Raw genomic sequence first — 26,439 nt, 5'->3', positions numbered from 1 at the left:
CAGAGCCTAAGCCAGAACCAAAACCAGAGCCTAAGCCAGAACCAAAACCAGAGCCTAAGCCAGAACCAAAACCAGAGCCTAAGCCAGAACCAAAACCAGAGCCTAAGCCAGAACCAAAACCAGAGCCAAAACCAGAGCCAAAACCAGAATCATCTAAGAAATCATTGCCAAATACTGGTTCAGTTGAACAATCATTCATGACTTATTCAGCACTTATTGGTTTAGCTACTGCCGGTTATGCTTTGTCAAGAAAGAAAAAAGAAGACTAATTCATTCTGACAGTTAAAAAAGAGAAGACTAGTTTAGTCTTCTTTTTTTACTTAACTTTATCCTATAAATTTAAAATATTAAACCATTTACACTTGACAAAAATTGGTCTATACCATATAATAAAATAAAGAAATATGGAGGAACAATTATGAAAGTTATTCAAGTAAAAAATCCTGAAGAAGGTGGAAAAGTAGCTTTTGAAATTTTAAAAGAAAAGTTAGCAAACGGTGCTCAAACATTAGGACTTGCGACAGGTAGCAGTCCACTTGAGTTTTATGGAGAAATCGTTAAGAGTGACCTTGATTTTTCAAATCTTACAAGTGTTAACTTGGACGAATATGTAGGTCTTGATGGAGATAACCCACAATCTTATCGTTACTTTATGCAAGAAAATCTATTCAATAAAAAGCCATTCAAAGAAAGCTTTTTACCTCGTGGTGTCAAAGATAATGCAGAAGAAGAAGTAGAACGTTATAATCAAATTCTTGCAGATCATCCAGTAGATTTACAAATCTTGGGAATTGGCCGAAATGGACATATTGGATTTAATGAGCCAGGAACTCCATTTGATAGTCAAACCCACCTTGTAGATCTTGATCAGTCTACTATTGAAGCAAATGCTCGCTTCTTTGATAAGATTGAAGATGTACCAACACAGGCTATCTCAATGGGAATTAAAAATATTCTAGATGCAAAATCTATTCTTCTCTTTGCTTATGGTGAATCTAAGGCAGAAGCCATCGCTGGAACTGTTGAAGGTCCAGTTACTGAAAGTCTTCCAGCAAGTAGTTTGCAAAACCATCCAGATGTAACTATTATTGCAGATGCTGGAGCACTTAGCCTACTTGAAAAATAAAAAATTCACGAACCACTTGCTCTTTGTAGTGAGTGGTTTTTTACTTCAAATGTTCACTATCCTGCTAAAGTGTTATAATATAGCTATATAGAGGAGGTTCGAACTTTGATTTATATAATCGGTTTTATTTGTTTTTTACTTTTAATGTTACTGTTTTGTCGTCTCATTCAGCAATCAAAGAACCCTTCAGGTACTCTAGGAAAACGAATGATGAAATTGTGGAATAGAGCCTATCTCCCCATGTTTGTATGGGCAATTCGTCATCTGGATAGGACATTTTACCCTGTAATCTTAGATGTAGGAGTTGGGAACGGCCGTTCAACCATCCTACTGAAAGAAATTTTTCCGCAAAGTACTATAACTGGAATCGATATTTCAGATACCGCAATAGCTCAAGCCAAACAGATAGAGATGACTAATCTAAATTTTGAACGAAGAGACGTTAGGGAGACAGGTTTTTCTGATGAAAGTGTTGATTTAATCACAGCCTTTCAAACTCATTTTCATTGGCAGAATCTAGAGGCTTCTTTTATGGAAATTCGAAGAATACTCAAATCAGACGGGATGCTCTTACTGGCTTGTGAATATAACAAGTTATCTTACTTTTTACCAGAGGTTCAAAGTGAAGAAGCATTTAGACGATTCTTGTTATCAGTAGGCTTTGAGCTCGTAACTAGTCAAAGAAAGGGATCGTGGATCCTTTATAAAATTCGTAAAGGATTTGTTAAAAAGTAGCTTTTTTAAAATCTTTTACAGGAGGAATCAGAATGAATACGAAGAATAGGAATTTGATAGAAGATAATAAAAAGGCTGAAAACCAAAGCTTTCTCTATTATTTACACGAGGAAAAAGTATTTGATAGGCAGTCGCTGGCTAATTTATGTCACTACGTAGAAAAGATCGATTCTATTAGTATAGATCAGCTGAGGGATTTGCATTTTATTGAAAATCAAATTCTTCGTCATCTGGTATATCATTTTGATAGCAATGACTTGAGTAAGATTTCAAATCTTCCTGATGAATATTGGGAATATATTGAATCTTTTGAACAAGCAGTAACAAAGTTGTATGATTTGATAAAGTATAGGTAAGAAAGTAATTAATAAACTGGAAAATAGGAATAAATGTAGGCTTCCCCTTGACATTTATTCATTATCCATGTAAAATAGAATAGATCTTGAACTTGAAGGGAGTGAAAAAAATGTCTAAAACAGTAGTACGTAAGAATGAATCTCTTGACGATGCACTTCGTCGTTTCAAACGTGCGGTTACTAAAGCTGGTACTCTTCAAGAAACACGCAAACGTGAATTCTATGAAAAACCTTCTGTAAAACGTAAACGTAAATCAGAAGCAGCTCGTAAACGTAAAAAATTCTAATTTAAAATGAAAGGCTAGGCTTGTCTAGTCTTTTTTGTATTCTTAAGACCCGAATAATTTTACATGTTTCAATGATTATTTAGGAATTGGATAAAAATCAAACTTAAGGGTGTAATAACTGAATATTATAACTCTATTTACTTTTATTTGGCATTTAAAATAATCATTCGTTTTAGTTGATTTTAATTGAAAAATAGAGTAAAATTATGCTAAAATAGTGTAATTTTACACGGAGGTAAATAGGGATGAAAAACCAGAAAAGGTTTGGAAAATTATTGATCACTTTGTTGTCTACTGGAGTGCTTTTGGCTGTGCTTCAAAGTCAAGAAATTATCACTGCCGAAGAAACAACGACGGCTGAGCAAATTTCTACAACAAGTGCTGAAGCAGCAACAACTATAGAAACTCCTGCACGTGAAGCTAGAGAAGTAGCTGCAGAAGTGACTGGTACCATAAAAAACCATGACATTAAATACTTTGAATACTATACAGATGTAGACCTTTCTTTTTCAATTACAGAAGATGATGTGAAAGAAGGCGACTATGTTACAGTTACATTAGAAAACGTCGCTATCTTAAATCAATTAAATGGCAAGGATGTCACTTACGAAGGTAAGACAATTGGTAAAATTTCAATTGTTTCGTTTGAAAACGTCAATAAAGCACGTCAAGGTTCAAACGATACAGCTCAAATGCGACAAGCTCAATTGGAATCAACACGCGCGACATTAAAAATTACATTTACGAAAGCTATTGAAGCTGAAAAACCAGATGTATTGAAACAAGTCAAGTTCCAAATTAAATCAGATAACGCTTATAATGGAGCCGTAATCGCAAATAAAGACTACACTTTAAACCAAGTGATTAAAGTGGGGTCTTCTTCTGTGACAAGTACAGTAGATATTCCGAAAGTAGAACAATTTGCAACCGATACAAACTCAATTAACATGCCACCTTCTGGAAATACAATTAAGTTCAATGCAGATGGCTCATATGAAACATATACAGAATTCCAAGTTCGTGGAAGTGAAGGTATGAAAGTTGGTTCAACTGTTGAGTTAGAATTCAATGATGCTTCAGGTATCGAGTGGAAAACAAGTGGTGATACTGCACTCAAAGTTGGAGATACTTTTACTTCAAGATTTATCTTGCCTGTATATAGTACATATGAAGTCAATGAATATGGCGCATATGTATTCCCGACAGGTGTTGAGCCAACATTCAAAGTAACTTCTATCTCTGAAAAGAAAATAACAATGGAAATGATTTCAGGAGATGTTCCAAAAGAATTAGGTGTATTCTTCGGTGTTGGTCAAAACCGTATTAATATCATCGATAAATCTAAGATTGATCTTGAAAAAATGCAATATGATGTTTCGAAAGTAGCTACGGCAACTATTGATTGGAAAGATTCAAAGGGTATCTATATTTACCGTATCATTAATGATTCTGCAGGTGCACAATTAGTTCTTGATACGCTTGTAACAGACTACAAAGATATCGATACAAAAGAAAATCTTAAACCACAGGATAAGGGTTGGAAAGATCCAGCTACCATTGATGGTTATGAGTTTGTAAAAACAGAAAAAGATCGTGAAGGAAATCGTATCCACTGGTATAAAAAAGTTGAACAAACTACGACAACAACAACTAGTACTACAACTACCACGACAACAACAGTAGAGCCAACGACTACTTCAACAACCACAACGACAGAAGAGCCAAGGACTACTTCAACAACTACAACGACAGAAGAGCCAAGGACTACTTCGACAACAACTACAACAACAGAAGAGCCAAGGACTACTTCAACAACCACAACGACAGAAGAGCCAAGGACTACTTCAACAACCACAACGACAGAAGAGCCAACAACAACTACAACAACTACAGAAAAATCAACTACCACTACTACAACAGTTGAGACAACTCCAGGTAAATCAAGTGAAGAAACTCCTTCAGGTAAAACAACTGAAGAAACAAGACCTGAAACTACGTCTACAACATCTGAACCTAAAAAGGAATTACCAAATACAGGTTCTAAGGAATCATTGTTTGCAACTGGTGTAGCACTCTTGGTAGCTGGTCTTGGAGTCTTGGGCTTAAAGAAACAAGATAACTAAAGTGCATTATTTATGATTTAATTAAACTGTTAAAAAATTAGAAGGGATTAGGCAATATTTTATTGTCTAGTCCCTTTTTTGTAATTTTTTTGGTATAATTAATTATATGAACAGGAAATCTTTATGGGGGCTTTACAATGAAAAAAGTGAAAACCGCAGTAGCTTTGGGAGCATTTATAATCCTAGGTATGGGAGCAAAAGTAGAAGCAGATACTGTTTCGCAATCTGGTGTGAATAGAGTTCACTTTATCAATACAAAGGGGAGTCCAGGAACAGATGCCATTTTGCTTGAAAGCAATGGGCATTACGCGCTGATTGACATGGGGGAAGACTATGATTTTCCGGATGGTAGTAATCCACTATACCCATTAAGATTTGGAACAACGACATCGAATTTCTACGCAATTGAAGATAGACTTTTCCGCCACTTAGATCAATTAGGTGTTAAAAAGTTGGATTTTATACTTGGTACTCATGTTCACAGTGATCATATTGGTGGTGCAGATGAAGTTCTACAAAGATATAAGGTGGATAAGTTTTATCTAAAACGATATTCAGATGATCGTATTTCTAGTCAATGGGGATTGTGGGATAATCTCTTTAATTATAATAATGCATTAAATGCTGCAAAAAAATATGGGGTTAATGTTGTACAGGATATCTCTGAAAAAGATAGTCATTTCAAATTTGGCGACATGGATATCCAACTCTATAATTATAAGAATGAATATGGCCCAGATGGAAAATTAAAGAAAGTATATGATGATAATCCAAATTCCATTGTTTCTGTGATTACAGTTAATGGCAAGAAAATTTATTTAGGTGGGGACCTTGATAATGTTTATGGAGCTGAAGATCGATTAGGACCAAAAATTGGGAAAGTTGATTTGATGAAATGGAACCATCACCTTGACGGAAAAGTTTCAAATAGTATTAATTTTCTTAATAATCTTTCGCCATCTATAGTTGTACAAACAACGGGGTTGGATATTAACGTTCAAGCAACTAGAGATAAATTGAAGCAAATGAATGTTCAACTCGTTCATGCATCAAGCGACCGAAAAGATGCGACAGTATTTGATATCACAAAAGATGGCATTAATAACATTTCTCAAGAATTTCCAGATATTCAAAGTACAAGTGCACGTTGGGTAACTGAAGATGGATTTAAGAAATATTATTTTGGTGATGGACAAATGGCTACTGGCTGGCATACATTTGATGGAAATCGTTATTTCTTCAATGGTAAAGGTCAGTTGCAGCAAAATAAATGGATTCAAGATTTTGATGCGGAGGGAAACCTTAAATCCTTGTATATGGATAAAGAGGGGCGCTTAAGAACATCTGAATGGCTCCTTCTTGATGGTCATTGGTATTATGTTAATACTAAAGGATATCGAATGGAAGCTGAATTGGCTATTATCAATGGAAAAACTTACTATTTTGATGAAAAAGGAGTCATGCAAACCGGAACTAGAACCGTCAATGGCACAGCCTTGTTCTTTGATAATACAGGAGCTCTCTCTAATGAAGGTAAACCATTATCTTGGAACAAAATTGGAAACAAATGGTATTACCTTGATGAAAATAGGAATATGACCATTGGTTTCAAAGAGATTGATGGAAAATTTTACTATTTCAATCAAATCGGTGAAATGGGGACAGGATGGCAGTACAGTCAGAATAAATGGTATTACTTTAGTGCTTCAGGTGAAATGAGACGTGGTTGGATTAAAGATGCAGGTAAATGGTATTATCTAGATCCAAAAACTGGAGAAATGGCTACTGGGGTGAAGAAAATTGATGGCATCCAATATCGTTTTAATGACGGTGGAGTTATGGCGACAGGTTGGGAAACTTCAAATGGTAAATGGTACTATTATGCAACTAGCGGTGAACTCAAAAAAGGCTGGCTAAAATATAATAATGAATGGTACTATCTAGAACCAAAAGACGGAGAAATGGTCACAGGCATTAAAGAAATCGATAGTCAAAAATATAGCTTTAAAGATAGCGGTGCTATGGCGACAGGCTGGAAGCAAACAGATGGCAAGTGGTACTATTACGCAACTAGCGGTGAAATGAAAAAAGGCTGGATTAAAGATGCTGGTAAATGGTATTACCTAGATCTAAAAGACGGAGTCATGGTCACAGGCGTCAAAGAAATCGATGGTCAAAAATATAGTTTCAAAGATAGTGGTGCTATGGAAACTGGTTGGAAACAAACCGATGGTAAATGGTACTATTACGCAGCTAGTGGCGAAATGAAAAGAGGTTGGATTAAAGATACCGGTAAATGGTACTTCTTGAATTATAAAGACGGTGCAATGGTTACTGGTCGACAAGAAATTGACGGTATTCAATATAGTTTCAATGGAAGTGGTGCTATGGAAACTGGTTGGGTATATGACGGTAAAGATTGGTACTATCATAGAGCTTCTGGTGCTATAGAAATCGGTTGGTTCAAGTACACTGGCAAATGGTTCTTCTTAGACCATGAAACTGGAAAAATGGTTACAGGAATTCATGAAGTTTCTGGAGAAAACTATTACTTTAACAACGCTGGCGAAATGAAAACAGGTTGGATTCAAGAAAAAGGCGAATGGTATTACTTCAAAGCAAGTGGTGCAATGCTTCGCAATGGAACAACTCCTGATGGCTACAAAGTTGACGGTGAAGGTAGATGGTTGCCTAATGGTGTAACGACAACAACAACTACTACTTCTACAACAGAAACAACTACTGCTGAGGAAACGACTCAGGAACAGACAACACAGGAAACAACTGTTGAACCTAAAGCTGGAATAGCAACAACTAGTGAAGATAAATCAATTCCTGCTAGTGGTGATAAAGCCTCTTAATATTTTCTTAAGAAAATAAAGATTGCGGGTATACATTTTAAGAAAGAATCAGCTAACATTATGTAGCTTGATTCTTTTTTGTATAGCATTTATATTATGAAAGCTTATTTTTAAATAAATAGTGTAAACGCTGTAAAAAATACGAACTTCCAGCTACAATTTGATATAATGGTAGAGAGAACTCAATTGAAGGAGGAATATATGTCGGTTTCAGTCAAAGAAGTAATTGAGAAGCTTAGACTGGACATTGTCTATGGCGAACCTGAATTACTGGAAAAGGAAATCAATACTGCAGATATAACGAGACCAGGTCTTGAAATGACAGGCTATTTTGATTACTACACTCCAGAGCGGATTCAACTGTTGGGAATGAAGGAGTGGTCTTACCTGATCAGCATGTCTTCTCACAACCGTTATACTGTTTTGAGAAAAATGTTCCAGCCAGAAACACCAGCAGTTATTGTTGCACGTGGTCTAGTTGTTCCTGAAGAAATGTTAAAAGCTGCTAGAGAATGTAAAATTGCAATCTTAACAAGTCGTACAGCTACAAGTCGTCTCTCAGGCGAATTGTCTAGTTATCTTGACTCTCGCTTAGCTGAACGCGCAAGCGTACATGGTGTTTTGATGGATATCTATGGTATGGGTGTTCTGATTCAAGGAGATAGCGGTATTGGTAAGAGTGAGACTGGTCTTGAGCTCGTAAAACGTGGCCATCGTTTAGTCGCAGATGATCGTGTAGATATCTATTCTAAGGATGAGATGACACTTTGGGGAGAACCTGCTGAAATTTTGAAACATTTGTTAGAAATTCGTGGAGTTGGTATCATTGACGTCATGAGCCTTTATGGGGCTAGTGCTGTTAAGGATTCTTCACAGGTTCAGTTGGCTGTCTATCTAGAAAATTACGATACAAATAAGGTCTTTGACCGCTTGGGGAACAATGCTGAAGAGTTGGTAATTTCAGGTGTTTCTATTCCGCGTATTCGGATTCCTGTAAAAACAGGACGTAATATTTCTGTGGTCATCGAAGCTGCTGCCATGAACTATCGTTCTAAGGAAATGGGCTTTGATGCGACACGTCTCTTTGAAGAAAGATTGACGAAACTAATTGAAAAGAATGAGGTGCAAAATGATTGATCCAGTTGCTTTTCAAATTGGTCCGTTAGCTATTAGATGGTATGCACTCTGTATCGTTTCTGGCCTTATCTTAGCGGTATATTTAGCAAGTAAAGAAGCGCCTAAAAAGAATATCTTATCGGAAGATATTCTGGACTTTATCTTAATTGCCTTTCCTTTGTCAATCATCGGCGCGAGACTGTACTATGTCATTTTTAGATTTGACTATTATAGTCAACATTTAGGAGAGATATTTGCTGTCTGGAATGGTGGTCTTGCGATTTATGGTGGTTTAATTACTGGAGCGATTGTACTCTATATTTTCGCTGATCGTAGATTGATCAACACGTGGGATTTCTTAGATATAGCAGCTCCGAGCGTTATGATTGCTCAGAGCCTTGGACGATGGGGGAACTTCTTTAACCAAGAAGCATACGGTGCAGTTGTTGAAAATCTTAACTACTTGCCTGGTTTTATTAAGAATCAGATGTATATTGATGGCTCATATCGCCAACCAACCTTCCTGTACGAATCTGTTTGGAACCTGATTGGTTTTAGTTTAATTGTTATTTTTAGACGCCGATTAAAGGGTATTCGTCGTGGTCATATCACAGCTTTTTATCTAATTTGGTATGGATTTGGGCGTATGATTATCGAAGGCATGCGCACAGATAGTCTCATGTTCTTAGGAATTCGAGTATCTCAGTTGTTATCCGTCTTCTTAATTGGTCTTGGAATTTATATTATTATTTATCAAAACCGGAAAAAAGCACCATTTTATAATGTAAAAAAGGAGAATTAAAATGTTAGAAGTTGCTTATATTTTTGTGGCTATTGCCTTGATTGTATTTATTGTTTATTTGATTATTACCCTTCAAAAAGTTGGACGTGTAATCGATGAAACTGAAAATACTGTTAAAACGCTAACTTCAGATGTAAATGTTACTCTACATCACACAAACGAACTTCTTGCCAAGGTCAATGTTCTTGCTGATGATATCAATATCAAAGTTGCAACCATTGATCCACTCTTTACAGCAGTTGCAGACCTTTCTGTTTCTGTCTCTGACTTAAATGACCAGGCTCGTGTCTTGAGTAAAAAAGCATCATCTGCAGGTTCAAAAACATTAAAGACTAGTGCAGGCTTATCTGCCGTTCGTATTGCAAGTAAATTTTTTAAAAAATAAAAAGGAGATAACTCATGGGTAAATTATCATCAATCCTTTTAGGAACTGTTTCAGGTGTGGCTGTTGCCTTGTTTCTAACAAGTGAAAAAGGGAAACGTGTTACTAGTCAGGCACAAGACTTTATTGAAGATCTGAGAGAAGATCCAGAATATGCTAAGGAACAAGCAATTGAAAAATTGACAGAAGTCAAAGAACAAACCAGAGATTTTGTTCTAAAGACAAAAGAACAAGTAGAATCAGGCGAAATTACCTTGGATTCAGTTCTTGAAAAATCTAAATCTTTAGCTCAACAAGCTACTGAAGCTTCAAAAGAGACCTTGAACAATCTCAAGGAACAATTGGAAGAAAAAGTAGTTGTTGAAGACCCAGAAGACGGTCAAGAAATCATCATCGAAATCAAAGAAGATTAAAATAGAAATCACCATTTTTGATTCCCTTAGAGTCGGAGATGGTGATTTTTTTCTTGAGGGAAGTCTTTGTGGTATAATAAATACTATGCAGAAGAAACCAACATCAGCTTATGTGCACATTCCATTTTGCACACAAATCTGTTATTATTGTGACTTTTCTAAGGTCTTTATTAAAAATCAACCAGTAGACAGCTATCTAGAACATCTACTGCAAGAATTTCATTCTTATGACATTCAGAAGTTGCGTACTCTCTATATTGGGGGAGGGACACCGACAGCCTTGTCTGCGCCGCAGTTAGAGGTGCTTCTGGATGGATTGACTAAAAACTTAGATTTGTCAGTCTTAGAAGAATTAACCATTGAGGCTAATCCTGGTGATTTGGATGAGGATAAGATTGCAGTTTTGAAAAATTCAGCAGTCAACCGTGTTTCATTGGGTGTCCAAACCTTTGATGACAAAATGCTGAAAAAAATTGGTCGTAGTCATTTAGAGAAAGATATCTATGAAAATATTGATCGTCTCAAGTTAGCAGGGTTTGATAATATTTCCATTGACTTGATCTACGCTCTTCCAGGTCAAACCATGGAGCAAGTAAAAGACAATGTTGCCAAGGCCATCGCTTTGGACATTCCCCACATGAGTCTCTATAGCTTGATTTTGGAAAACCATACGGTCTTTATGAATCGTATGCGTCGTGGGAAATTACCACTTCCTAAAGAAGAAGTAGAAGCTGAAATGTTCGAATATATCATTGCTGAATTAGAGCGTGCTGGTTTTGATCATTATGAAATTTCAAATTTTTCAAAACCTGGCTTTGAAAGTCGTCACAATCTTATGTACTGGGATAATGCTGAGTATTATGGTATAGGTGCAGGTGCGTCTGGCTATGTAAACGGTGTTCGCTATAAAAACCATGGGCCTATCCGCCATTATCTAAAGGCAGTAGAAGAAGGCAATGCTCGCATCAATGAGGAACACCTGAGTCTAAGGGAACAAATGGAAGAAGAGATGTTTCTTGGACTTCGCAAGAAGACAGGAGTTTCAAAAGCAAGATTCGAAGAAAAATTTGGACGGTCTTTCCAAGAACTTTATGGGGATATCGTCAAAGACTTGATTCAAGAAGGTCTCATGCAGGTTGATGGCGATCATGTTCGTATGACTAAGAGAGGTCTCTTCTTAGGTGATACTGTAGCAGAACGATTTATATTGGAGTAGAATTATGGGCTTAACTTATCAAATGAAGATGAAAATTCCTTTTGATATGGCTGACATGAATGGTCATATCAAACTACCAGACGTTATTTTGTTGTCCCTGCAAGTATCAGGAATGCAATCAATTAATCTAGGAGTGAGTGACAAGGATGTTTTAGAGCAGTATAATCTGGTCTGGATCATCACAGACTATGACATCGATGTGGTTCGTTTGCCTCGTTTTGCTGAGGAAATCACAATTGAAACGGAAGCCTTGACTTACAATCGTCTATTTTGCTACCGCCGTTTTACGATTTATGATGAAGCTGGTCAAGAAATCATTCGCATGGTAGCTACCTTTGTCCTTATGGATCGTGATAGTCGGAAGGTCCACCCTGTAGAACCAGAAATTGTCGCCCCTTATCAATCTGAGTTTTCTAAGAAACTCCTTCGCGGGCCAAAATACGCAGAGCTGGAAGAAGCGATAAGAAAAGACTACCACGTTCGTTTTTATGACTTGGATATGAATGGCCACGTCAATAACAGCAAATACCTAGACTGGATTTTTGAGGTCATGGGGGCAGATTTCCTAACCAATCATATTCCTAAAAAAATCAACCTCAAGTATGTCAAGGAAGTTCGACCAGGTGGCATGATCACTTCTAGTTACGAATTGAATGGGCTAGAAAGTAATCACCAAGTCACAAGTGATGGCGACATCAATGCTCAGGCAAAGATAACTTGGCAAGAAATTAAAAAAGATTAGAAGGAAATATATGACTTATAAAGGTTATTTAATTGATTTAGACGGAACAATATACAAGGGTAAAGATAGAATCCCAGCGGGAGAAGCTTTTGTACATGAGCTGCAGAAAAAGGGAATTCCTTATCTTTTTGTAACAAACAACACTACTCGTACACCTGAAAGTGTCCAAGAGATGTTGGCCAATCAGTTTAATATTGACACGCCTGTATCGACAATCTATACTGCAACCTTAGCGACCATTGATTACATGAATGATTTAGGTCTTGAAAAGACAGTTTATGTGATTGGAGAAGCAGGGCTCAAGGATGCCATTCGAGCAGCTGGTTATGTTGAAGATAAAGAAAATCCAGCCTATGTGGTTGTAGGCTTGGACTGGCAAGTTGACTATGAAAAATTTGCTACTGCAACCCTAGCTATCCATAAAGGTGCTCATTTTATCGGCACCAATCCAGATTTAAATATTCCAACAGAACGTGGACTTTTACCTGGTGCTGGTTCACTGATTACTCTTCTTGAAGTGGCAACTCGCGTAAAACCAGTTTATATTGGGAAACCAAACGCGATTATTATGGATAAGGCTGTTGAACACCTAGGACTTGAACGCCAAGAAATTGTCATGGTGGGGGATAATTATCTTACTGATATTCGAGCTGGTATTGACAATGGTATTCCAAGTCTTTTGGTGACGACAGGATTTACAAAACCTGAAGAAGTAGCAAATTTACCAATCGCCCCAACCCATGTCCTCTCAAGTCTAGCGGAGTGGAATTTCGATGAAAACTAAATTTACTTTTGTAGGATGTCTTCTCTTTCTCCTCTCGCTTGCAATTTTATTGACCATCTACCTGTCCTGGTTGGTTTACCCTCTGGAAATTTCTTGGTTAAACTTGACTAGTCGTGTTCATGTCCAACCTCAGACCATCCAACATAACTTTAATGTTTTGATGGATTATTTGACCAATCCATTGAGTCAAGTATTAGCAATGCCAGATTTTCCTTCGTCTGTCTCTGGAATTCACCACTTTGTGGTTGTAAAGGGACTCTTTCACCTAGCGCAAGGAGTAGCAATCGTAACTCTTCCGATTTTCTATCTTTTTTGGAAGCAAGTCGTTCAGAAAGGTTTTCTGTCTCTATATCGCAGAGGTCTCTTGATTATGCTGTCTTTACCTTTGGTTCTTGGTTTAGTTGGTGTCTTCATTGGGTTTGAACAATTTTTTACATTGTTTCATCAAATTCTTTTTATAGGTGATGATACCTGGCTTTTTGATCCCGCTAAAGATCCAGTTATTCTTATTCTGCCAGAGGATTTTTTCCTGCATGCCTTTCTCCTATTTTTCTGCTTGTATGAGTTAATTTTTGGATTTGTTTATCTACTAAGTTGGAAAAAATTACCGAAAAGAGAATAAATGCATAAAAATGTTTTAAAAATTTTACGAAAAACCTATTTTTCTTTAAAAAGTAGGTTTTTTTACGGAAATAACTAGTCAAGCGCTTTATTTTTTTGTATAATAGAGTTAGAAAAGTATGCAAAGTAGAGAATAGCATGATTACACTATTTTTATCACCGAGTTGTACATCATGTCGTAAGGCAAAGGCCTGGCTTGACAATCATAAAGTGCCTTTCCAAGAGCACAACATTATGACCAGTCCTTTATCAAGAAAAGAATTACAACACATTCTTTCCTTGACCGAAAACGGTACCGATGACATCATTTCAACTCGTTCAAAAATTTTCCAAAAGTTAAATATCGATGTGGAAAGTATCTCGGTGACAGAGTTGCTTAATTTAATTGAGCAATACCCTAGTCTTTTGCGTCGTCCTATTATCATTGATGATAAACGTATGCAGATTGGCTTTAATGAAGATGAGATTCGTGCGTTTCTTCCTCGTAGTTATCGTAAACAAGAATTGAAAGAGGCTACATTGAGAGCTGGTATTAATTAGATGAATAAACAGTATAGTTACCCACTAGATTTGTCGTGGAGCACTGAAGAACTTGCTTCAGTGCTTTCTTTTTTTAATGATGTTGAAGCTGCCTATGAAACTAAGGTAGAAGCAAAAAATCTTTTAGATTCCTACAAGATATTCAAGTCAGTCGTTCCAAGTAAGAGTGAAGAAAAACGCTTGGGACGTGAATTTGAAGCAGTTAGTGGATATTCTTTCTACCGTGCAGTCCAATTGGCAAAAGAAAAAGGAGAAGGGAAGATTTCACTTGGAAAATAAATTTACATTTGCCAAAGAAATTGTTAGGGAAGCTGGAGAGTATATTCTTGAGCATATGAAAGAGGATCTCCATGTTGAGAGAAAATCTTCGCCTACAGATTTGGTAACTAAGTTAGATAAAGAAGTTCAAGCCTTACTCATTGAGAAAATTCGTTCTCGCTATCCAGATGATCTATTTTGTGCAGAAGAAGGCTGTATGCGTGCAGCAGTTGGACAAGGTTCTGTTTGGGTTATTGATCCTATAGATGGAACCAACAACTTCGTAGCACAAGGTGAAGATTTTGCCGTTATGCTGGCCTATTTTGAGGATGGTATTGGTAAGTTTGGTATTATTTATGATGTCATGAAAGGTGATTGTTACCATGGTGGAGGAGACTTCCCACCCTGTCGCAATGATGAACCTTTACCACCATTTAAAAAGAAACCCTTGAGAGAATTTTTGGTAGCTGGTAATTCTGGAATGTTAGCGACTAATGAATGGGGCTTAGCGGATTTGGGAAATGCTGCACTTGGAACACGAGTTTATGGCAGCGCCGCTATTAGTTTTGCCAAGGTGCTATCAGGTCGACTTTTAACTTATATCACTTATTTACAACCTTGGGACTATGCAGCTGCAAGTATCCTAGGTGAGAGTTTGGGTTATAAGGTTCTTACAATTGCTGGTGAGGAAGTCGATTTTCAAACACGACAGGCCGTTATGATGGTGCCAGTCGAAATGAAAGATGAGATTCAATCCTATATCTATGAAAGGAAATAAAGGTACATGCAATTTCCAGATGGATTTGTAAAAAAATACGAAACAATCTTGGGAGATGAGGCAAGAGCTTTTCTTGCCTCTTTTGATGATGAGGCTGTTTCTGCTTTTCGTATCAACCCTTTAAAAGAAAGACAGCTTTCTTTCTCAGATGCTATTCCCAATACACCTTGGGGTCATTATGGCAAGATTTCTGGAAAATCACCTGAACATGTAACAGGCTTGGTTTATTCTCAAGAACCAGCTGCACAAATGGTTGCACAAGTAGCTCAGCCAAGACCAGGTATGAAGGTACTGGACTTAGCAGCAGCACCAGGTGGGAAATCAACTCAGCTGGCAGCTTATCTTGCTGGTGAGGGGATTTTAGTTTCTAATGAAATTTCAAACAAACGAGCGAAAGTCTTGGTTGAAAATATGGAACGCTTTGGTGCGACTAATGTCGTTGTGACCAATGAATCTGCAGACCGTTTAGCCAAGATTTTTAAAGGGTACTTTGACCTGATTGTTTTAGATGCGCCATGCTCAGGAGAAGGGATGTTTCGTAAGCAGCCCGATGCTATGGAATATTGGAGTGTCGATTATCCTAGTCAGTGTGCTAGTTTACAACGTGAGATTTTAGCAGTTGCAGTTACTATGTTGGCTGATGGTGGTCGACTTGTCTACTCTACTTGTACTTGGGCTCCAGAAGAAAATGAGGAAATCATTCACTGGCTTCTAGATAGCTATGATTTTGAATTGATTCCAATCCAACATATCAATGGTATGGTTCCAGGAATTGATTTGCCTGAAACAGCTCGGATGTACCCACATCATTTTAAGGGAGAAGGTCAGTTTGTTGCCTATCTTCAGTTTAAGGGACAAAACAAGTCTAGGAAGTTCAAGCCTTCTAAGACGAATCTCAGTCGTGAACAGTTGAGTTTGTGGCAAGATTTTGAGAAGAAGCATTTAAAAGAAAAACTGCTGGGAGTCCTACAAGTTTTTGGGGACCAACTTTATCTCTTACCAGAAATCCTACCAGATATTAGTAAACTTAAGATTGCTCGTAATGGTCTTCATCTTGGGACTTTTAAGAAAAAACGCTTTGAGCCAAGTTTTGCTCTTGGACTAGCTTTGAAACCGAGTCAAGTCAAGCAAACGATTGAAAATTATCAAGAAGACTTTGTTAAATACGTAGCAGGTGAAACAGTTCAATTATCTGAAACTTTGCCAAATGGCTGGTACCAAGTTTTAGTTGGTGGAAATGGTCTAGGTTTTGCAAAAGTAACCGGAAATACCTTGAAGAATTATTTTCCCAAGGGCTTGAGGTTTCAGGTGAAAAACTAGTCAAAAACAGTATTCTATGTTATAGTGGAAGTATGGATTTTCCCTGAAAACAATAGAAAATAAGGGCGAAAATTCAAGCTATTCATCATTATTTTCAAGGAGACAAATAGTGAAAAAATTTAAAAAACTCACCCTCTCTCTTGCGACTCTTTTACTTGCTGGTTCACTGGCAGGGTGTGCAAGTTGGATTGATCGTGGGGAGTCTATGACTGCTGTTGGGTCAACGGCCCTTCAACCTTTAGTCGAGGCATCAGCAGATGAATTTGCATCAGCCAATATTGGTAAAACAGTTAACGTTCAAGGTGGTGGTTCTGGTACTGGTCTGTCTCAAGTCCAGTCAGGAGCAGTAGACGTTGGGAACTCTGATGTATTTGCGGAGGAGAAAGATGGTATCGATGCCACAGCCCTAGTTGACCACAAGGTAGCTGTTGCGGGTATAGCTGTTATCATCAACAAAGAAGTAGATGTTGATAATCTTACGACAGAACAGCTCCGACAAATCTTTACAGGTGAAATTACCAACTGGAAAGAAGTTGGTGGTAAAGATTTAGCTATCTCTATTATCAACCGAGCTGCTAGCTCAGGTTCTCGTGCTACCTTTGACAGTGTGATTATGGATGGAAAGTCAGCAATACAAAGTCAGGAGCAAGATTCAAACGGTATGGTGAAGTCCATCGTTTCCCAAACACCTGGAGCTATCTCATACCTAGCTTTCGCCTATGTTGATGATTCGGTTGGGACCATCAAACTTAACGGCTATGAACCAATTTCTGAGAATGTAACCACGAATAACTGGCCTTTGTGGTCTTATGAACATATGTATACACTTGGTGAGCCAAATGAATTGGTTGCCGAGTTCTTAAACTTTGTTCTTTCGGACGAAGCGCAGAATGGAATTGTTAAAGGAATGGGTTATATTTCTGTTAAGGAAATGAAGGTTGAAAAAGATGCTGCAGGTACTGTGACAGCGATAGAAGGGAGTTAATAATGAATCAAGAAGAATTATCTAAAAAATTGCTCTCTCCTTCAAAGAACTCTCGTCTTGAGAAATTAGGGAAAGGTCTAACTTTTTCCTGCCTCTCTTTGATTGTTATCATTGTGGCTATGATTTTAATCTTTGTAGCCCAAAAAGGTTTGTCAACCTTCTTTGTTAATGGTGTGAATATCTTTGATTTTCTATTTGGTGCAACTTGGAATCCATCAGGTAAACAATTTGGTGCACTTCCAATGATCCTAGGTTCCTTTATTGTCACCATCCTATCAGCTTTGATTGCAACACCATTTGCCATTGGAGCAGCAGTCTTTATGACAGAAGTATCACCAAAAGGAGCAAAGATTTTGCAACCGGCTATCGAACTTCTAGTTGGGATTCCTTCAGTAGTTTATGGATTTATCGGTTTGCAGGTCGTCGTACCTTTTGTACGTACTGTCTTTGGTGGAACAGGTTTTGGTATTTTATCAGGGATTTTCGTTCTCTTTGTCATGATTTTACCGACTGTTACCTTTATGACAACGGATAGTCTACGTGCTGTTCCTCGACACTACCGTGAGGCTAGTTTAGCGATGGGTGCAACTCGTTGGCAAACCATTTGGCGTGTGACCTTGAAGGCTGCTCGTTCAGGTATTTTCACAGCAGTAGTCTTCGGAATGGCGCGTGCTTTCGGTGAAGCCCTTGCGATTCAAATGGTTGTTGGTAACTCAGCAGTTGTTCCAACTTCATTGACAACGCCAGCAGCGACTTTAACATCTGTATTGACTATGGGAATTGGAAATACAGTTATGGGAACTGTTGATAATAATGTTCTTTGGTCACTAGCCTTAGTATTGCTCTTGATGAGCTTGGCCTTCAACAGTGTGATTAAATTGATTACGAAAGAAAGAGGAAAGAAAAACTATGCACGCTAAGAAATTAGATAAACTTGCAACAGCTGTCCTCTATACCATCGCAGGAATCATCGTGACAATTCTAGCTTCTTTGATTCTTTATATTCTAGTTCGAGGCTTGCCTCATGTTTCATGGTCATTTTTGACAGGAAAATCATCTTCTTATCAAGCAGGTGGTGGTATTGGAATTCAGCTTTATAATTCCTTTTTCCTTTTGGTGATTACCTTATTTATCTCAGTACCTCTATCAATGGGAGCTGGAATTTTCCTAGCAGAGTATGCTAAAAAAGGTCGTGTTACCAATTTCGTTCGTACCTGTATTGAAATCTTATCTTCTCTACCATCTGTTGTTGTAGGTCTCTTTGGTTACCTCATCTTTGTAGTCCAGTTTGAGTATGGATTTTCTATTATTTCAGGTGCCTTGGCTTTAACAGTCTTTAATCTTCCACAGATGACTCGTAACGTTGAAGACAGTTTGAAACACGTTCACCATACGCAACGTGAAGCTGGTTTGGCGCTTGGACTTTCTCGTTGGGAAACAGTCCTTCATGTCGTGATTCCTGAAGCCCTTCCCGGTATTGTAACTGGGATTGTGCTTGCATCAGGTCGTATCTTTGGTGAAGCTGCAGCCCTTATCTACACAGCAGGTCAATCTGCACCAGCTCTTGACTGGTCTAACTGGAATGTTCTCAGCGTAAGTAGTCCAATCTCAATCTTCCGTCAAGCAGAAACCTTGGCTGTCCATATCTGGAAAGTCAACAGTGAAGGAACTATTCCTGATGGAACACTTGTTTCAGCAGGTTCTGCTGCAGTGCTCCTCATCTTTATCTTGATCTTTAACTTCGGAGCACGTAAACTCGGAAGCTATCTACATAAGAAATTAACCGCAGCCTAAAGGAGAAGCCATGTCAAAATATAATTGGGATGAAAGGCATATCATTACTTTTCCAGAAGAAAAAGTGGCACTCTCTACGAAGGATTTACATGTTTACTACGGTAAGAATGAATCCATCAAGGGCGTGGATATGCAATTCGAAAAAAATAAAATTACGGCCTTGATCGGACCGTCAGGTTCTGGGAAATCAACCTACCTACGCAGTCTCAACCGTATGAATGATACCATTGATATTGCAAAAGTTACAGGACAAATTCTCTATCAAGGAATAGATGTCAACCGACCTGAAATCAATGTTTATGAAATGCGTAAACATATCGGAATGGTTTTCCAACGTCCAAACCCATTTGCTAAATCAATCTACCGTAACATCACCTTTGCACATGAACGTGCAGGAGTTAAGGACAAGAAGGTTCTTGATGAAATTGTAGAAACCTCACTTCGCCAGGCTGCCCTCTGGGATCAGGTTAAAGATGACCTTCACAAGTCTGCCTTAACGCTTTCAGGTGGTCAGCAGCAACGTCTCTGCATTGCTCGTGCTATTTCTGTAAAACCAGACATTCTCTTGATGGATGAGCCGGCATCAGCCTTGGATCCGATTGCGACAGCTCAGCTTGAGGAGACCATGTTGGAGTTGAAGAAGGATTTTACCATTATTATCGTGACCCACAGTATGCAACAGGCTGCGCGTGCAAGTGACTACACTGGATTTTTCTACTTGGGAGATTTGATTGAGTACGATAAAACGTCAAACATTTTCCAAAATGCGAAGCTACAGTCTACCAATGACTATGTAACTGGACACTTTGGTTAGAAAGGAAACAGTATGACAGAACCGATTTTGCAGGTCAAAGACCTGTCTGTTTATTACAACAAAAAGAAGGCCTTGAATAGTGTTTCCTTATCTTTCCAACCCAAGGAAATTACAGCTCTTATCGGTCCATCAGGATCAGGGAAATCAACCCTGCTCAAGGCTATTAACCGAATGGGTGACCTTAATCCTGAAGTGACCACTACTGGTTCAGTGGTTTACAATGGTCACAATATTTATAGCCCTCGTACTGATACCGTTGAGTTACGTAAGGAAATCGGAATGGTTTTCCAACAACCCAATCCATTCCCAATGTCTATCTACGAAAATGTTGTTTATGGACTAAGAATTAATGGAGAGAAAGACAAGCAAGTCTTGGATGAAGCTGTGGAGAAAGCTCTACAGCGTGCTTCAATCTGGGATGAGGTCAAGGATCGCTTGCATGATTCAGCTATTGGACTTTCAGGTGGACAACAACAACGTGTTTGTGTAGCCCGTGTATTGGCGACTAGTCCAAAGATTATCCTTTTGGATGAGCCGACCTCAGCCTTAGACCCTATTTCAGCTGGGAAAATCGAAGAAACCCTATATAGTCTCAAGGACAAGTACACCATGCTATTGGTTACTCGTTCCATGCAGCAAGCATCTCGAATCTCTGATAAAACAGGCTTTTTCCTCAATGGAGATTTGATTGAATTTAACGATACCAAGGAAATGTTCCTCTATCCACAACATAAGGAAACAGAAGATTACATTTCAGGTAAATTTGGATAAGGAGAAAAAGATGTTACGATCCCAATTTGAAGAAGATTTAGAGAAATTGCATAACCAATTCTACGCCATGGGACAAGAAGTTCTTTCCCAAATCAATCGTACTGTACGTGCTTTTGTCACTCATGACCGTGACTTGGCTAAAGAAGTCATCGAGCAAGACGCAGAAGTCAATGAATACGAATTGAAACTTGAAAAGAAATCATTTGAAATCATTGCCCTTCAACAGCCGGTATCGCAAGATTTACGTACAGTTCTAACAGTTCTAAAGGCTGTTTCTGACTTGGAACGTATGGGTGACCACGCTGTATCCATTGCTGAGGCAACCATTCGTATGAAGGGGGAACAACGCATCCCAGCAGTCGAAGAAGAAATCAAAAAGATGGGACGTGATGTTAAAGATTTCGTAGAAACAACCCTCGAACTTTACCTAAACGGATCCGTTGATAAGGCCTATGAAGTTGCAACAATGGATGAGAAAATCAACCATTACTTTGAAAATATTCGTGATCTGGCAACTGAAGAAATCAGAAAGAATCCAGATGCCATTGTCACAGGTCGCGATTACTTCCAAGTGATTTCATACTTGGAGCGCATCGGTGACTATGCTAAAAATATCTGTGAATGGGTTGTTTACTTTGAAACAGGTAAGATTGTCGAATTGTAAAATTGATTAAATATACAGAAAAAGGAGCCGAATAATGAATAAAAGCTTCTTTTTTTGTTTAAGAAAATGAAAAAATAAATAAATATTAAATTTATACTTGACAAACAAGGTTTGCTGAGTTATAATTATACAAAATCGACAGAGAGGTTGTTTATTTATGAAATTAAAAAAATGGATATTTGTTTTATGTAGTTTTCTTGCAAGTTTCTTTTTAGTTGCTTGCCAATCATCTAGCTCAAGCTCACAGTCTGCAGTAGAGGCAATCAAACAAAAAGGTAAATTAGTTGTCGCAACTAGCCCAGACTATGCACCATTTGAGTTTCAAGCACTTGTGGATGGCAAGAACCAAGTCGTAGGTGCTGATATTGATATGGCACAAGCTATCGCTGACGAACTTGGAGTGAAATTGGAAGTTTCCAGCATGAGTTTTGATAATGTCTTGACCAGTCTTCAAACAGGGAAAGCAGATTTGGCCATTGCAGGAATCAGTGCAACTGAAGAAAGAAAAGAAGTCTTTGATTTCTCAATTCCTTACTATGAAAACAAAATTAGCTTCCTAATCAGAAAAACTGATCTTGAAAAATACAAAGATTTGGATTCTCTTGCTAGTGTAAATATTGCAGCTCAAAAAGGAACTGTCCCTGAATCTATGGTCAAAGAGCAACTTCCTAAAGCACAGTTGACTTCATTGACAAATATGGGTGAAGCTGTTAATGAACTTCAATCAGGTAAGGTTGATGCTGTTCATATGGACGAGCCAGTAGCCCTCAGCTATGCAACAAAAAATGCTGACTTGGCTGTCGCAACAGTAAGCTTAACTATGAAAGATGGCGAAGAAAATGCAGTTGCTATCAAGAAAGGCAACTCAGATTTGAAGGAAGTAGTTGATAAGGTTATTCAAAAACTGAAAGATGACGGTACTTATCAAACATATCTTGAAAAAGCTGCCAAGTTAACAGAAGTAGAGCAATAAAAAATAACAGAATTGGACTTAGTCCAGCTCTGTTTTTAAGTAATTTAATGTTGTTTCAAGATTTTCTAAAGGAACCTTAGCAAATTGATAAGGGCAAGTCTCAATGTAGGACGATTCGAAAAAGTCTAGATTTAAAGAGCTATGTTTGAGCCTTGCAATCTTAGGATAGTTCCTGAGATCAAGCAGAAGTCCATCATGGAGAGGATAGTTTGGTAGGGAAAGGGGATAAGATTTTAATAGCTTATGAATGAATTCTTGACTTTTCTCTTGCAGTGCCAATCTTGCTACTCTATTTTTTTCAAAGAGTTGACTATCAATATAGAGTGATAAAGCCTTTTGCATAATGAGGTTGTTATCATAGTCCAGAATGTTTTTATAAGAGACAAAAGCATCTTTCATAACATTTGGAAGTATGAGAGCAGTGATTCGAAGTGCAGGGAAAATACTTGTTGAAAAAGACTTAATGTAAATAACCAAATCATTTTGATCCAGATAATGAAAGGTTTGTCCCATTTTAGGATCTAGATCCCCAAGATAGTCATCTTCAACTATATAAATTTGATATTTGGCTGCTAGATCAAGGATAGCACGTTTCTCCTCTTCAGAATATGAATGACCCAGCGGATAATGGAATCGAGGAATGGTGTAGAAAAATTTAATGTTACCACTTTTAAAATGTTTCTCAAGTTCTTTCAGGTCAATGCCATCCACGCGACGTTCAATGGTTTGATAGGGAATATTTTGAGCCAGCAGAAGTTGGTTCATTCGGTGATAAGTTGGTTGTTCGACCAGTATTTCTTGGCTCTTACCTGGAAAGTCAATTTGAGAAAGAATAAACAGTGCTTGCTGGGTTCCAGTTGTCATGACTAATTGATCGGGTTTACTATAGATAGCTTGGTCAAACAGTAGTTTCTGAACAGACTTTCGTAATTCTTCCAACCCCTCTTGGTGTTCATAGTAGTTGTAGAGATAATTTTCTCGACCGATCAAGCTTTCATTGACACAAAGACGAAAATCATCATAGGCAGCAGCATGTTCGTCATTGACCGAGATAACGAGGTCTTCGTGGCTAGCTTGTTGTTCTAAAACATAATAGCCACTTTGAGGTTTGGAGTAAATGTATTTCTCGTATCGGAGTTCCAAAAGTGCACGCTGCACAGTATCTTTACTACAGTGGAAGTCTTGACTGAGTTTTCGGATAGAAGGTAGACGACTTCCTGTTTGAAGTTTTCCTGATTCAATCTCTTCTTTCAGATAGTGAACAACTTGTTCGTACTTACTTTCTTGCTTCATTCCAGACCTCTCTTGATTTTGTTACATTGTACCTTTTTTTTGGACGTTTGACAATGTTAAAAGGTGGTCTAGCATTCAATTCTAAGAAGAAATGTGATATACTTAGTAAGTAAATTTTCAAAGAAGAGTGAGATGATAAAGGTGCAAGAACCAGTTAAATTATTCCAATATAATACTTTGGGAGCCTTGATGGCAGGACTTTACGGCGGGACTATGACAGTTGGTGAGTTACTTGAACATGGAGATTTAGGGCTAGGAACCTTGGACTCTATTGATGGGGAGTTAATTGTCTTAGATGGTAAAGCCTATCAAGCTAAGGGTTCAGGTGAGAAGCCTGAAATCGTTGAAGTTTCACCAGACGCGCTGATTCCCTATGCAGCAGTTGTACCCCACCAGGCAGAAGTTATTTTTCGCCAGCGTTTTGAAATGACTGATCAGGAACTAGAAAAACGTATTGAGTCCTACTATGATGGAGAAAATCTTTTCCGTTCGATTAAGATTCATGGTGATTTTAAACACATGCATGTTCGCATGATTCCAAAATCGACAAGCGAAACGAAATTTGCTGAGGTTGCGACTCATCAGCCTGAATATAGTTGCGAAAATGTCTCTGGGACTATCGTTGGATTCTGGACACCTGAAATTTTCCATGGTGTCAGTGTCGCAGGCTATCATTTGCACTTTATTTCAGATGACCTAACCTTTGGTGGTCACGTCATGGACTTTGTCATCAAGGAAGGAATCGTAGAGGTTGGAGCTGTCGATCAGTTGGATCAACGTTTCCCTGTACAGGATCGTCAGTACCTCTTTGCTAAGTTCAATGTTGATGAGATGAAAAAAGATATCGATCAGGCTGAATAAAAGGAGAAAAGTATGAAAATTCATGTAATAATCACAATGATAGCTTTAGTTGTATTTCTCATAGCTGCCATTTGGTTCTCAAAAAAGAAGTACAAGATTAACCTTTCAGTTTTAGGACTTGGGGCAGTTGCATTTTTTGTCTCATCTCAGGTCTTAGAGAAAATCGTTCATCTCTTGGTTCTTCATCCACAAAAGGATGGGACAGTTCCACTCATGACGGAAAATCCCCTTCTCTATGTGATTTACGGGATCTGTATGGCTGCTTTGTTTGAAGAAACGGCTCGACTTGTCTTCTTTAAATGGTTAGAGAAGAAGAGAGCTTTGAAAGATTCGGATGCCCTCGCCTATGGACTTGGTCATGGTGGCTTGGAATTACTCTACCTCGGAGTGGGGAGCTTGATTAGTCTTTTGATCCTCTTTTCATTATTAGAGTCTTCAAATCCAGATTTGGCAAATCTCCTTCCCAAAAATACACTTGAAACAGTACAATCTCTATCTGGATGGCAGGTTTATTTACTCGGTGTTGAGCGTGTACTTGCTCTTGTTATGCAAATTGGTCTCTCTTTCTGGGTTTATCAAGCAGTCCGTCAAAAGAATTGGATTTATCTAGTAGTTGCCTATGGTCTACATGCCTTCTTTGATCTGGCTCCGAGTCTATCTCAGGTTGGTTGGATTTCAAATCCGCTTCTTGTTGAAGGATTGTTAGCAGTGGAAGTTGTTCTATTTGTATACTTTACAAAAACTGTCTTGTATAAAAAATAATCATGCAAAAGAGGTCTGACCTCTTTTTTATTTGTGTGAATAAAAAAGCTTTTCAAATCGTCGAAAAAAATCGCTAAAAATGGTATAATGGAATGAATTTTATAAAAGGATAAGAAAGATGACTGTATTAGATAAATTAAAAGAAACCTTAGAAGGAATTGACATTCGATTCGATGAGCCATTGAAAACTTATACCTATACCAAAGTCGGAGGGAAGGCAGATTACTTAGCTTTTCCTCGCAATCATTATGAGATGGCCCGTGTGGTTAAGTTCGCTAATCAAGAAAATATCCCATGGATGGTTCTTGGAAATGCCAGTAATATTATCGTCCGAGAAGGTGGAGTCCGTGGCTTTGTAATCATGTGTGACAAACTCAATAATGTTTCGGTCGATGGTTACACCATTGAAGCAGAAGCGGGAGCTAACTTGATTGAGACCACTCGCATTGCTCTACGCCATAGTTTGACAGGATTTGAGTTTGCCTGTGGAATTCCAGGAAGCGTCGGTGGTGCAGTCTTTATGAATGCTGGTGCTTATGGAGGTGAGATTGCTCATATTTTGCAGTCTTGCAAAGTATTGACCAAGGATGGGGAAATCGAGACTTTATCATCCAAGGACTTAGCCTTTGGTTATCGTCATTCAGCTATTCAAGATTCTGGAGCAGTAGTCTTATCAGCTAAATTTGCACTATCTCCAGGTAATTATGAGACTATTAATCAAGAAATGGAACGTTTGACCCACCTTCGAGAACTCAAACAACCTTTGGAATATCCATCATGTGGTTCTGTCTTTAAACGTCCAGTTGGGCATTTTGCAGGGCAATTGATTTCAGAAGCTGGTTTGAAGGGCTCCCGTATCGGTGGTGTCGAAGTCTCAGAAAAACATGCAGGCTTTATGATTAATGTAGCCGATGGGACAGCTCGAGATTATGAAGACTTAATTGAATCTGTCATTGAAAAAGTTAAAGAACATTCAGGTGTTACCTTAGAGCGAGAAGTTCGTATCTTAGGTGAGCACGAATAGCATTATTATTAAACATTATACAAAAGATTGGGATTTTA

General features: G+C 38.1%; 30 protein-coding genes. 29 read left to right on the top strand and 1 reads right to left on the bottom strand.

Going from position 1 to position 26,439, the window contains the following annotated elements; translation table 11 throughout:
* The 26 genes from QM382_RS03525 to QM382_RS03400 form a co-directional block, all read left to right on the top strand.
* A partial coding sequence (locus QM382_RS03525; RefSeq protein ID WP_414272450.1) for an LPXTG cell wall anchor domain-containing protein occupies window positions 1-269 on the top strand: 269 nt, incomplete at its 5' end.
* Between the two features lie 149 nt (window positions 270-418).
* A complete protein-coding gene (locus QM382_RS03520; protein WP_049495524.1) occupies window positions 419-1,126 on the top strand; it encodes a glucosamine-6-phosphate deaminase in 708 nt (235 codons plus the stop codon).
* Between the two features lie 105 nt (window positions 1,127-1,231).
* Window positions 1,232-1,861, top strand: coding sequence for a class I SAM-dependent methyltransferase (locus QM382_RS03515; RefSeq protein ID WP_414272449.1), 630 nt, complete (start codon window positions 1,232-1,234; stop codon window positions 1,859-1,861).
* A 32-nt stretch (window positions 1,862-1,893) separates the two neighbouring features.
* Entirely contained in the window at window positions 1,894-2,217 is a 324-nt protein-coding gene (locus QM382_RS03510) for a hypothetical protein (RefSeq protein ID WP_178895171.1), read from the top strand.
* A 110-nt stretch (window positions 2,218-2,327) separates the two neighbouring features.
* A complete protein-coding gene (gene rpsU / locus QM382_RS03505) occupies window positions 2,328-2,504 on the top strand; it encodes a 30S ribosomal protein S21 (RefSeq protein WP_000048054.1) in 177 nt (58 codons plus the stop codon).
* A gap of 245 nt (window positions 2,505-2,749) precedes the next feature.
* On the top strand, window positions 2,750-4,627 hold the full coding sequence (locus QM382_RS03500) for an LPXTG cell wall anchor domain-containing protein (protein ID WP_414272447.1): 1,878 nt from the start codon (window positions 2,750-2,752) through the stop codon (window positions 4,625-4,627).
* Between the two features lie 137 nt (window positions 4,628-4,764).
* Window positions 4,765-7,488, top strand: coding sequence for an MBL fold metallo-hydrolase (locus QM382_RS03495; protein WP_414272446.1), 2,724 nt, complete (start codon window positions 4,765-4,767; stop codon window positions 7,486-7,488).
* A gap of 201 nt (window positions 7,489-7,689) precedes the next feature.
* The gene (gene hprK / locus QM382_RS03490; RefSeq protein ID WP_214262100.1) at window positions 7,690-8,625 is read left to right on the top strand and encodes an HPr(Ser) kinase/phosphatase; all 936 of its coding nucleotides are present in this window, start codon (window positions 7,690-7,692) and stop codon (window positions 8,623-8,625) included.
* Window positions 8,618-9,406: a prolipoprotein diacylglyceryl transferase gene (gene lgt, locus QM382_RS03485; protein WP_214262099.1), complete on the top strand. Its 789-nt coding sequence runs from the start codon at window positions 8,618-8,620 to the stop codon at window positions 9,404-9,406. The genes hprK and lgt overlap by 8 nt, the downstream gene beginning before the upstream one ends.
* A gap of 1 nt (window position 9,407) precedes the next feature.
* Window positions 9,408-9,791, top strand: coding sequence for a DUF948 domain-containing protein (locus QM382_RS03480; RefSeq protein WP_036753837.1), 384 nt, complete (start codon window positions 9,408-9,410; stop codon window positions 9,789-9,791).
* 14 nt (window positions 9,792-9,805) lie between these two features.
* On the top strand, window positions 9,806-10,201 hold the full coding sequence (locus QM382_RS03475) for a YtxH domain-containing protein (RefSeq protein ID WP_036753840.1): 396 nt from the start codon (window positions 9,806-9,808) through the stop codon (window positions 10,199-10,201).
* A gap of 85 nt (window positions 10,202-10,286) precedes the next feature.
* Window positions 10,287-11,417 (top strand): radical SAM family heme chaperone HemW, encoded by a 1,131-nt coding sequence (gene hemW, locus QM382_RS03470; RefSeq protein WP_414272445.1) that lies wholly within the window; start codon window positions 10,287-10,289, stop codon window positions 11,415-11,417.
* Between the two features lie 4 nt (window positions 11,418-11,421).
* On the top strand, window positions 11,422-12,159 hold the full coding sequence (locus tag QM382_RS03465) for an acyl-ACP thioesterase domain-containing protein (RefSeq protein WP_414272444.1): 738 nt from the start codon (window positions 11,422-11,424) through the stop codon (window positions 12,157-12,159).
* Between the two features lie 10 nt (window positions 12,160-12,169).
* The gene (locus QM382_RS03460; RefSeq protein ID WP_414272443.1) at window positions 12,170-12,943 is read left to right on the top strand and encodes a TIGR01457 family HAD-type hydrolase; all 774 of its coding nucleotides are present in this window, start codon (window positions 12,170-12,172) and stop codon (window positions 12,941-12,943) included.
* Window positions 12,933-13,565 carry a TIGR01906 family membrane protein gene (locus QM382_RS03455; RefSeq protein ID WP_303405050.1) on the top strand — a complete coding sequence of 211 codons (633 nt, stop codon included), beginning with the start codon at window positions 12,933-12,935 and terminating at the stop codon, window positions 13,563-13,565. The genes QM382_RS03460 and QM382_RS03455 overlap by 11 nt, the downstream gene beginning before the upstream one ends.
* 137 nt (window positions 13,566-13,702) lie before the next feature.
* Window positions 13,703-14,104 (top strand): Spx/MgsR family RNA polymerase-binding regulatory protein, encoded by a 402-nt coding sequence (locus tag QM382_RS03450; protein WP_006148218.1) that lies wholly within the window; start codon window positions 13,703-13,705, stop codon window positions 14,102-14,104.
* Window positions 14,105-14,383 carry a UPF0223 family protein gene (locus QM382_RS03445; RefSeq protein WP_414253498.1) on the top strand — a complete coding sequence of 93 codons (279 nt, stop codon included), beginning with the start codon at window positions 14,105-14,107 and terminating at the stop codon, window positions 14,381-14,383.
* Window positions 14,373-15,140, top strand: coding sequence for an inositol monophosphatase family protein (locus QM382_RS03440; RefSeq protein WP_414272442.1), 768 nt, complete (start codon window positions 14,373-14,375; stop codon window positions 15,138-15,140). Before QM382_RS03445 ends, QM382_RS03440 begins: the two co-directional genes overlap by 11 nt.
* A gap of 6 nt (window positions 15,141-15,146) precedes the next feature.
* Window positions 15,147-16,460: an RsmF rRNA methyltransferase first C-terminal domain-containing protein gene (locus QM382_RS03435; RefSeq protein WP_414272441.1), complete on the top strand. Its 1,314-nt coding sequence runs from the start codon at window positions 15,147-15,149 to the stop codon at window positions 16,458-16,460.
* 109 nt (window positions 16,461-16,569) lie between these two features.
* The gene (locus tag QM382_RS03430) at window positions 16,570-17,445 is read left to right on the top strand and encodes a phosphate ABC transporter substrate-binding protein PstS family protein (protein WP_414272440.1); all 876 of its coding nucleotides are present in this window, start codon (window positions 16,570-16,572) and stop codon (window positions 17,443-17,445) included.
* A 2-nt stretch (window positions 17,446-17,447) separates the two neighbouring features.
* Window positions 17,448-18,365, top strand: coding sequence for a phosphate ABC transporter permease subunit PstC (pstC, locus tag QM382_RS03425; protein ID WP_045615626.1), 918 nt, complete (start codon window positions 17,448-17,450; stop codon window positions 18,363-18,365).
* Window positions 18,355-19,239, top strand: a complete 885-nt coding sequence (gene pstA / locus QM382_RS03420; RefSeq protein ID WP_075229395.1) for a phosphate ABC transporter permease PstA — start codon at window positions 18,355-18,357, stop codon at window positions 19,237-19,239. Before pstC ends, pstA begins: the two co-directional genes overlap by 11 nt.
* A gap of 10 nt (window positions 19,240-19,249) precedes the next feature.
* A complete protein-coding gene (gene pstB / locus QM382_RS03415; RefSeq protein ID WP_049495489.1) occupies window positions 19,250-20,053 on the top strand; it encodes a phosphate ABC transporter ATP-binding protein PstB in 804 nt (267 codons plus the stop codon).
* A gap of 12 nt (window positions 20,054-20,065) precedes the next feature.
* Window positions 20,066-20,824 (top strand): phosphate ABC transporter ATP-binding protein PstB, encoded by a 759-nt coding sequence (gene pstB, locus QM382_RS03410; protein WP_006148225.1) that lies wholly within the window; start codon window positions 20,066-20,068, stop codon window positions 20,822-20,824.
* Between the two features lie 10 nt (window positions 20,825-20,834).
* A complete protein-coding gene (gene phoU / locus QM382_RS03405) occupies window positions 20,835-21,488 on the top strand; it encodes a phosphate signaling complex protein PhoU (RefSeq protein ID WP_004252561.1) in 654 nt (217 codons plus the stop codon).
* A gap of 157 nt (window positions 21,489-21,645) precedes the next feature.
* Window positions 21,646-22,461 (top strand): ABC transporter substrate-binding protein, encoded by an 816-nt coding sequence (locus QM382_RS03400; RefSeq protein ID WP_414272439.1) that lies wholly within the window; start codon window positions 21,646-21,648, stop codon window positions 22,459-22,461.
* 18 nt (window positions 22,462-22,479) lie between these two features.
* Here the strand turns inward: QM382_RS03400 and QM382_RS03395 are convergent, their stop codons facing one another.
* Complete coding sequence (locus tag QM382_RS03395; RefSeq protein WP_414272438.1) at window positions 22,480-23,754, bottom strand: PLP-dependent aminotransferase family protein; 1,275 nt, start codon at window positions 23,752-23,754, stop codon at window positions 22,480-22,482.
* Window positions 23,755-23,886: 132 nt separating this feature from the next.
* Between QM382_RS03395 and budA the strand changes: the two genes are divergently transcribed.
* The 3 genes from budA (at window position 23,887) to murB (ending at window position 26,401) form a co-directional block, all read left to right on the top strand.
* Window positions 23,887-24,615, top strand: coding sequence for an acetolactate decarboxylase (gene budA / locus QM382_RS03390; protein WP_006155660.1), 729 nt, complete (start codon window positions 23,887-23,889; stop codon window positions 24,613-24,615).
* Window positions 24,616-24,627: 12 nt separating this feature from the next.
* Window positions 24,628-25,377, top strand: coding sequence for a YhfC family intramembrane metalloprotease (locus tag QM382_RS03385; protein ID WP_414272437.1), 750 nt, complete (start codon window positions 24,628-24,630; stop codon window positions 25,375-25,377).
* Window positions 25,378-25,495: 118 nt separating this feature from the next.
* Window positions 25,496-26,401, top strand: a complete 906-nt coding sequence (gene murB / locus QM382_RS03380) for a UDP-N-acetylmuramate dehydrogenase (RefSeq protein WP_414272436.1) — start codon at window positions 25,496-25,498, stop codon at window positions 26,399-26,401.
* The last annotated feature ends 38 nt before the right edge of the window (window positions 26,402-26,439 follow it).

The organism is Streptococcus infantis (assembly GCF_047465185.1).
GTDB classification, from domain to species: Bacteria; Bacillota; Bacilli; order Lactobacillales; family Streptococcaceae; genus Streptococcus; species Streptococcus infantis_O.
Note: the sequence above shows the minus strand (reverse complement) of the source record. Positions and strands in the feature narration are given on the sequence as shown.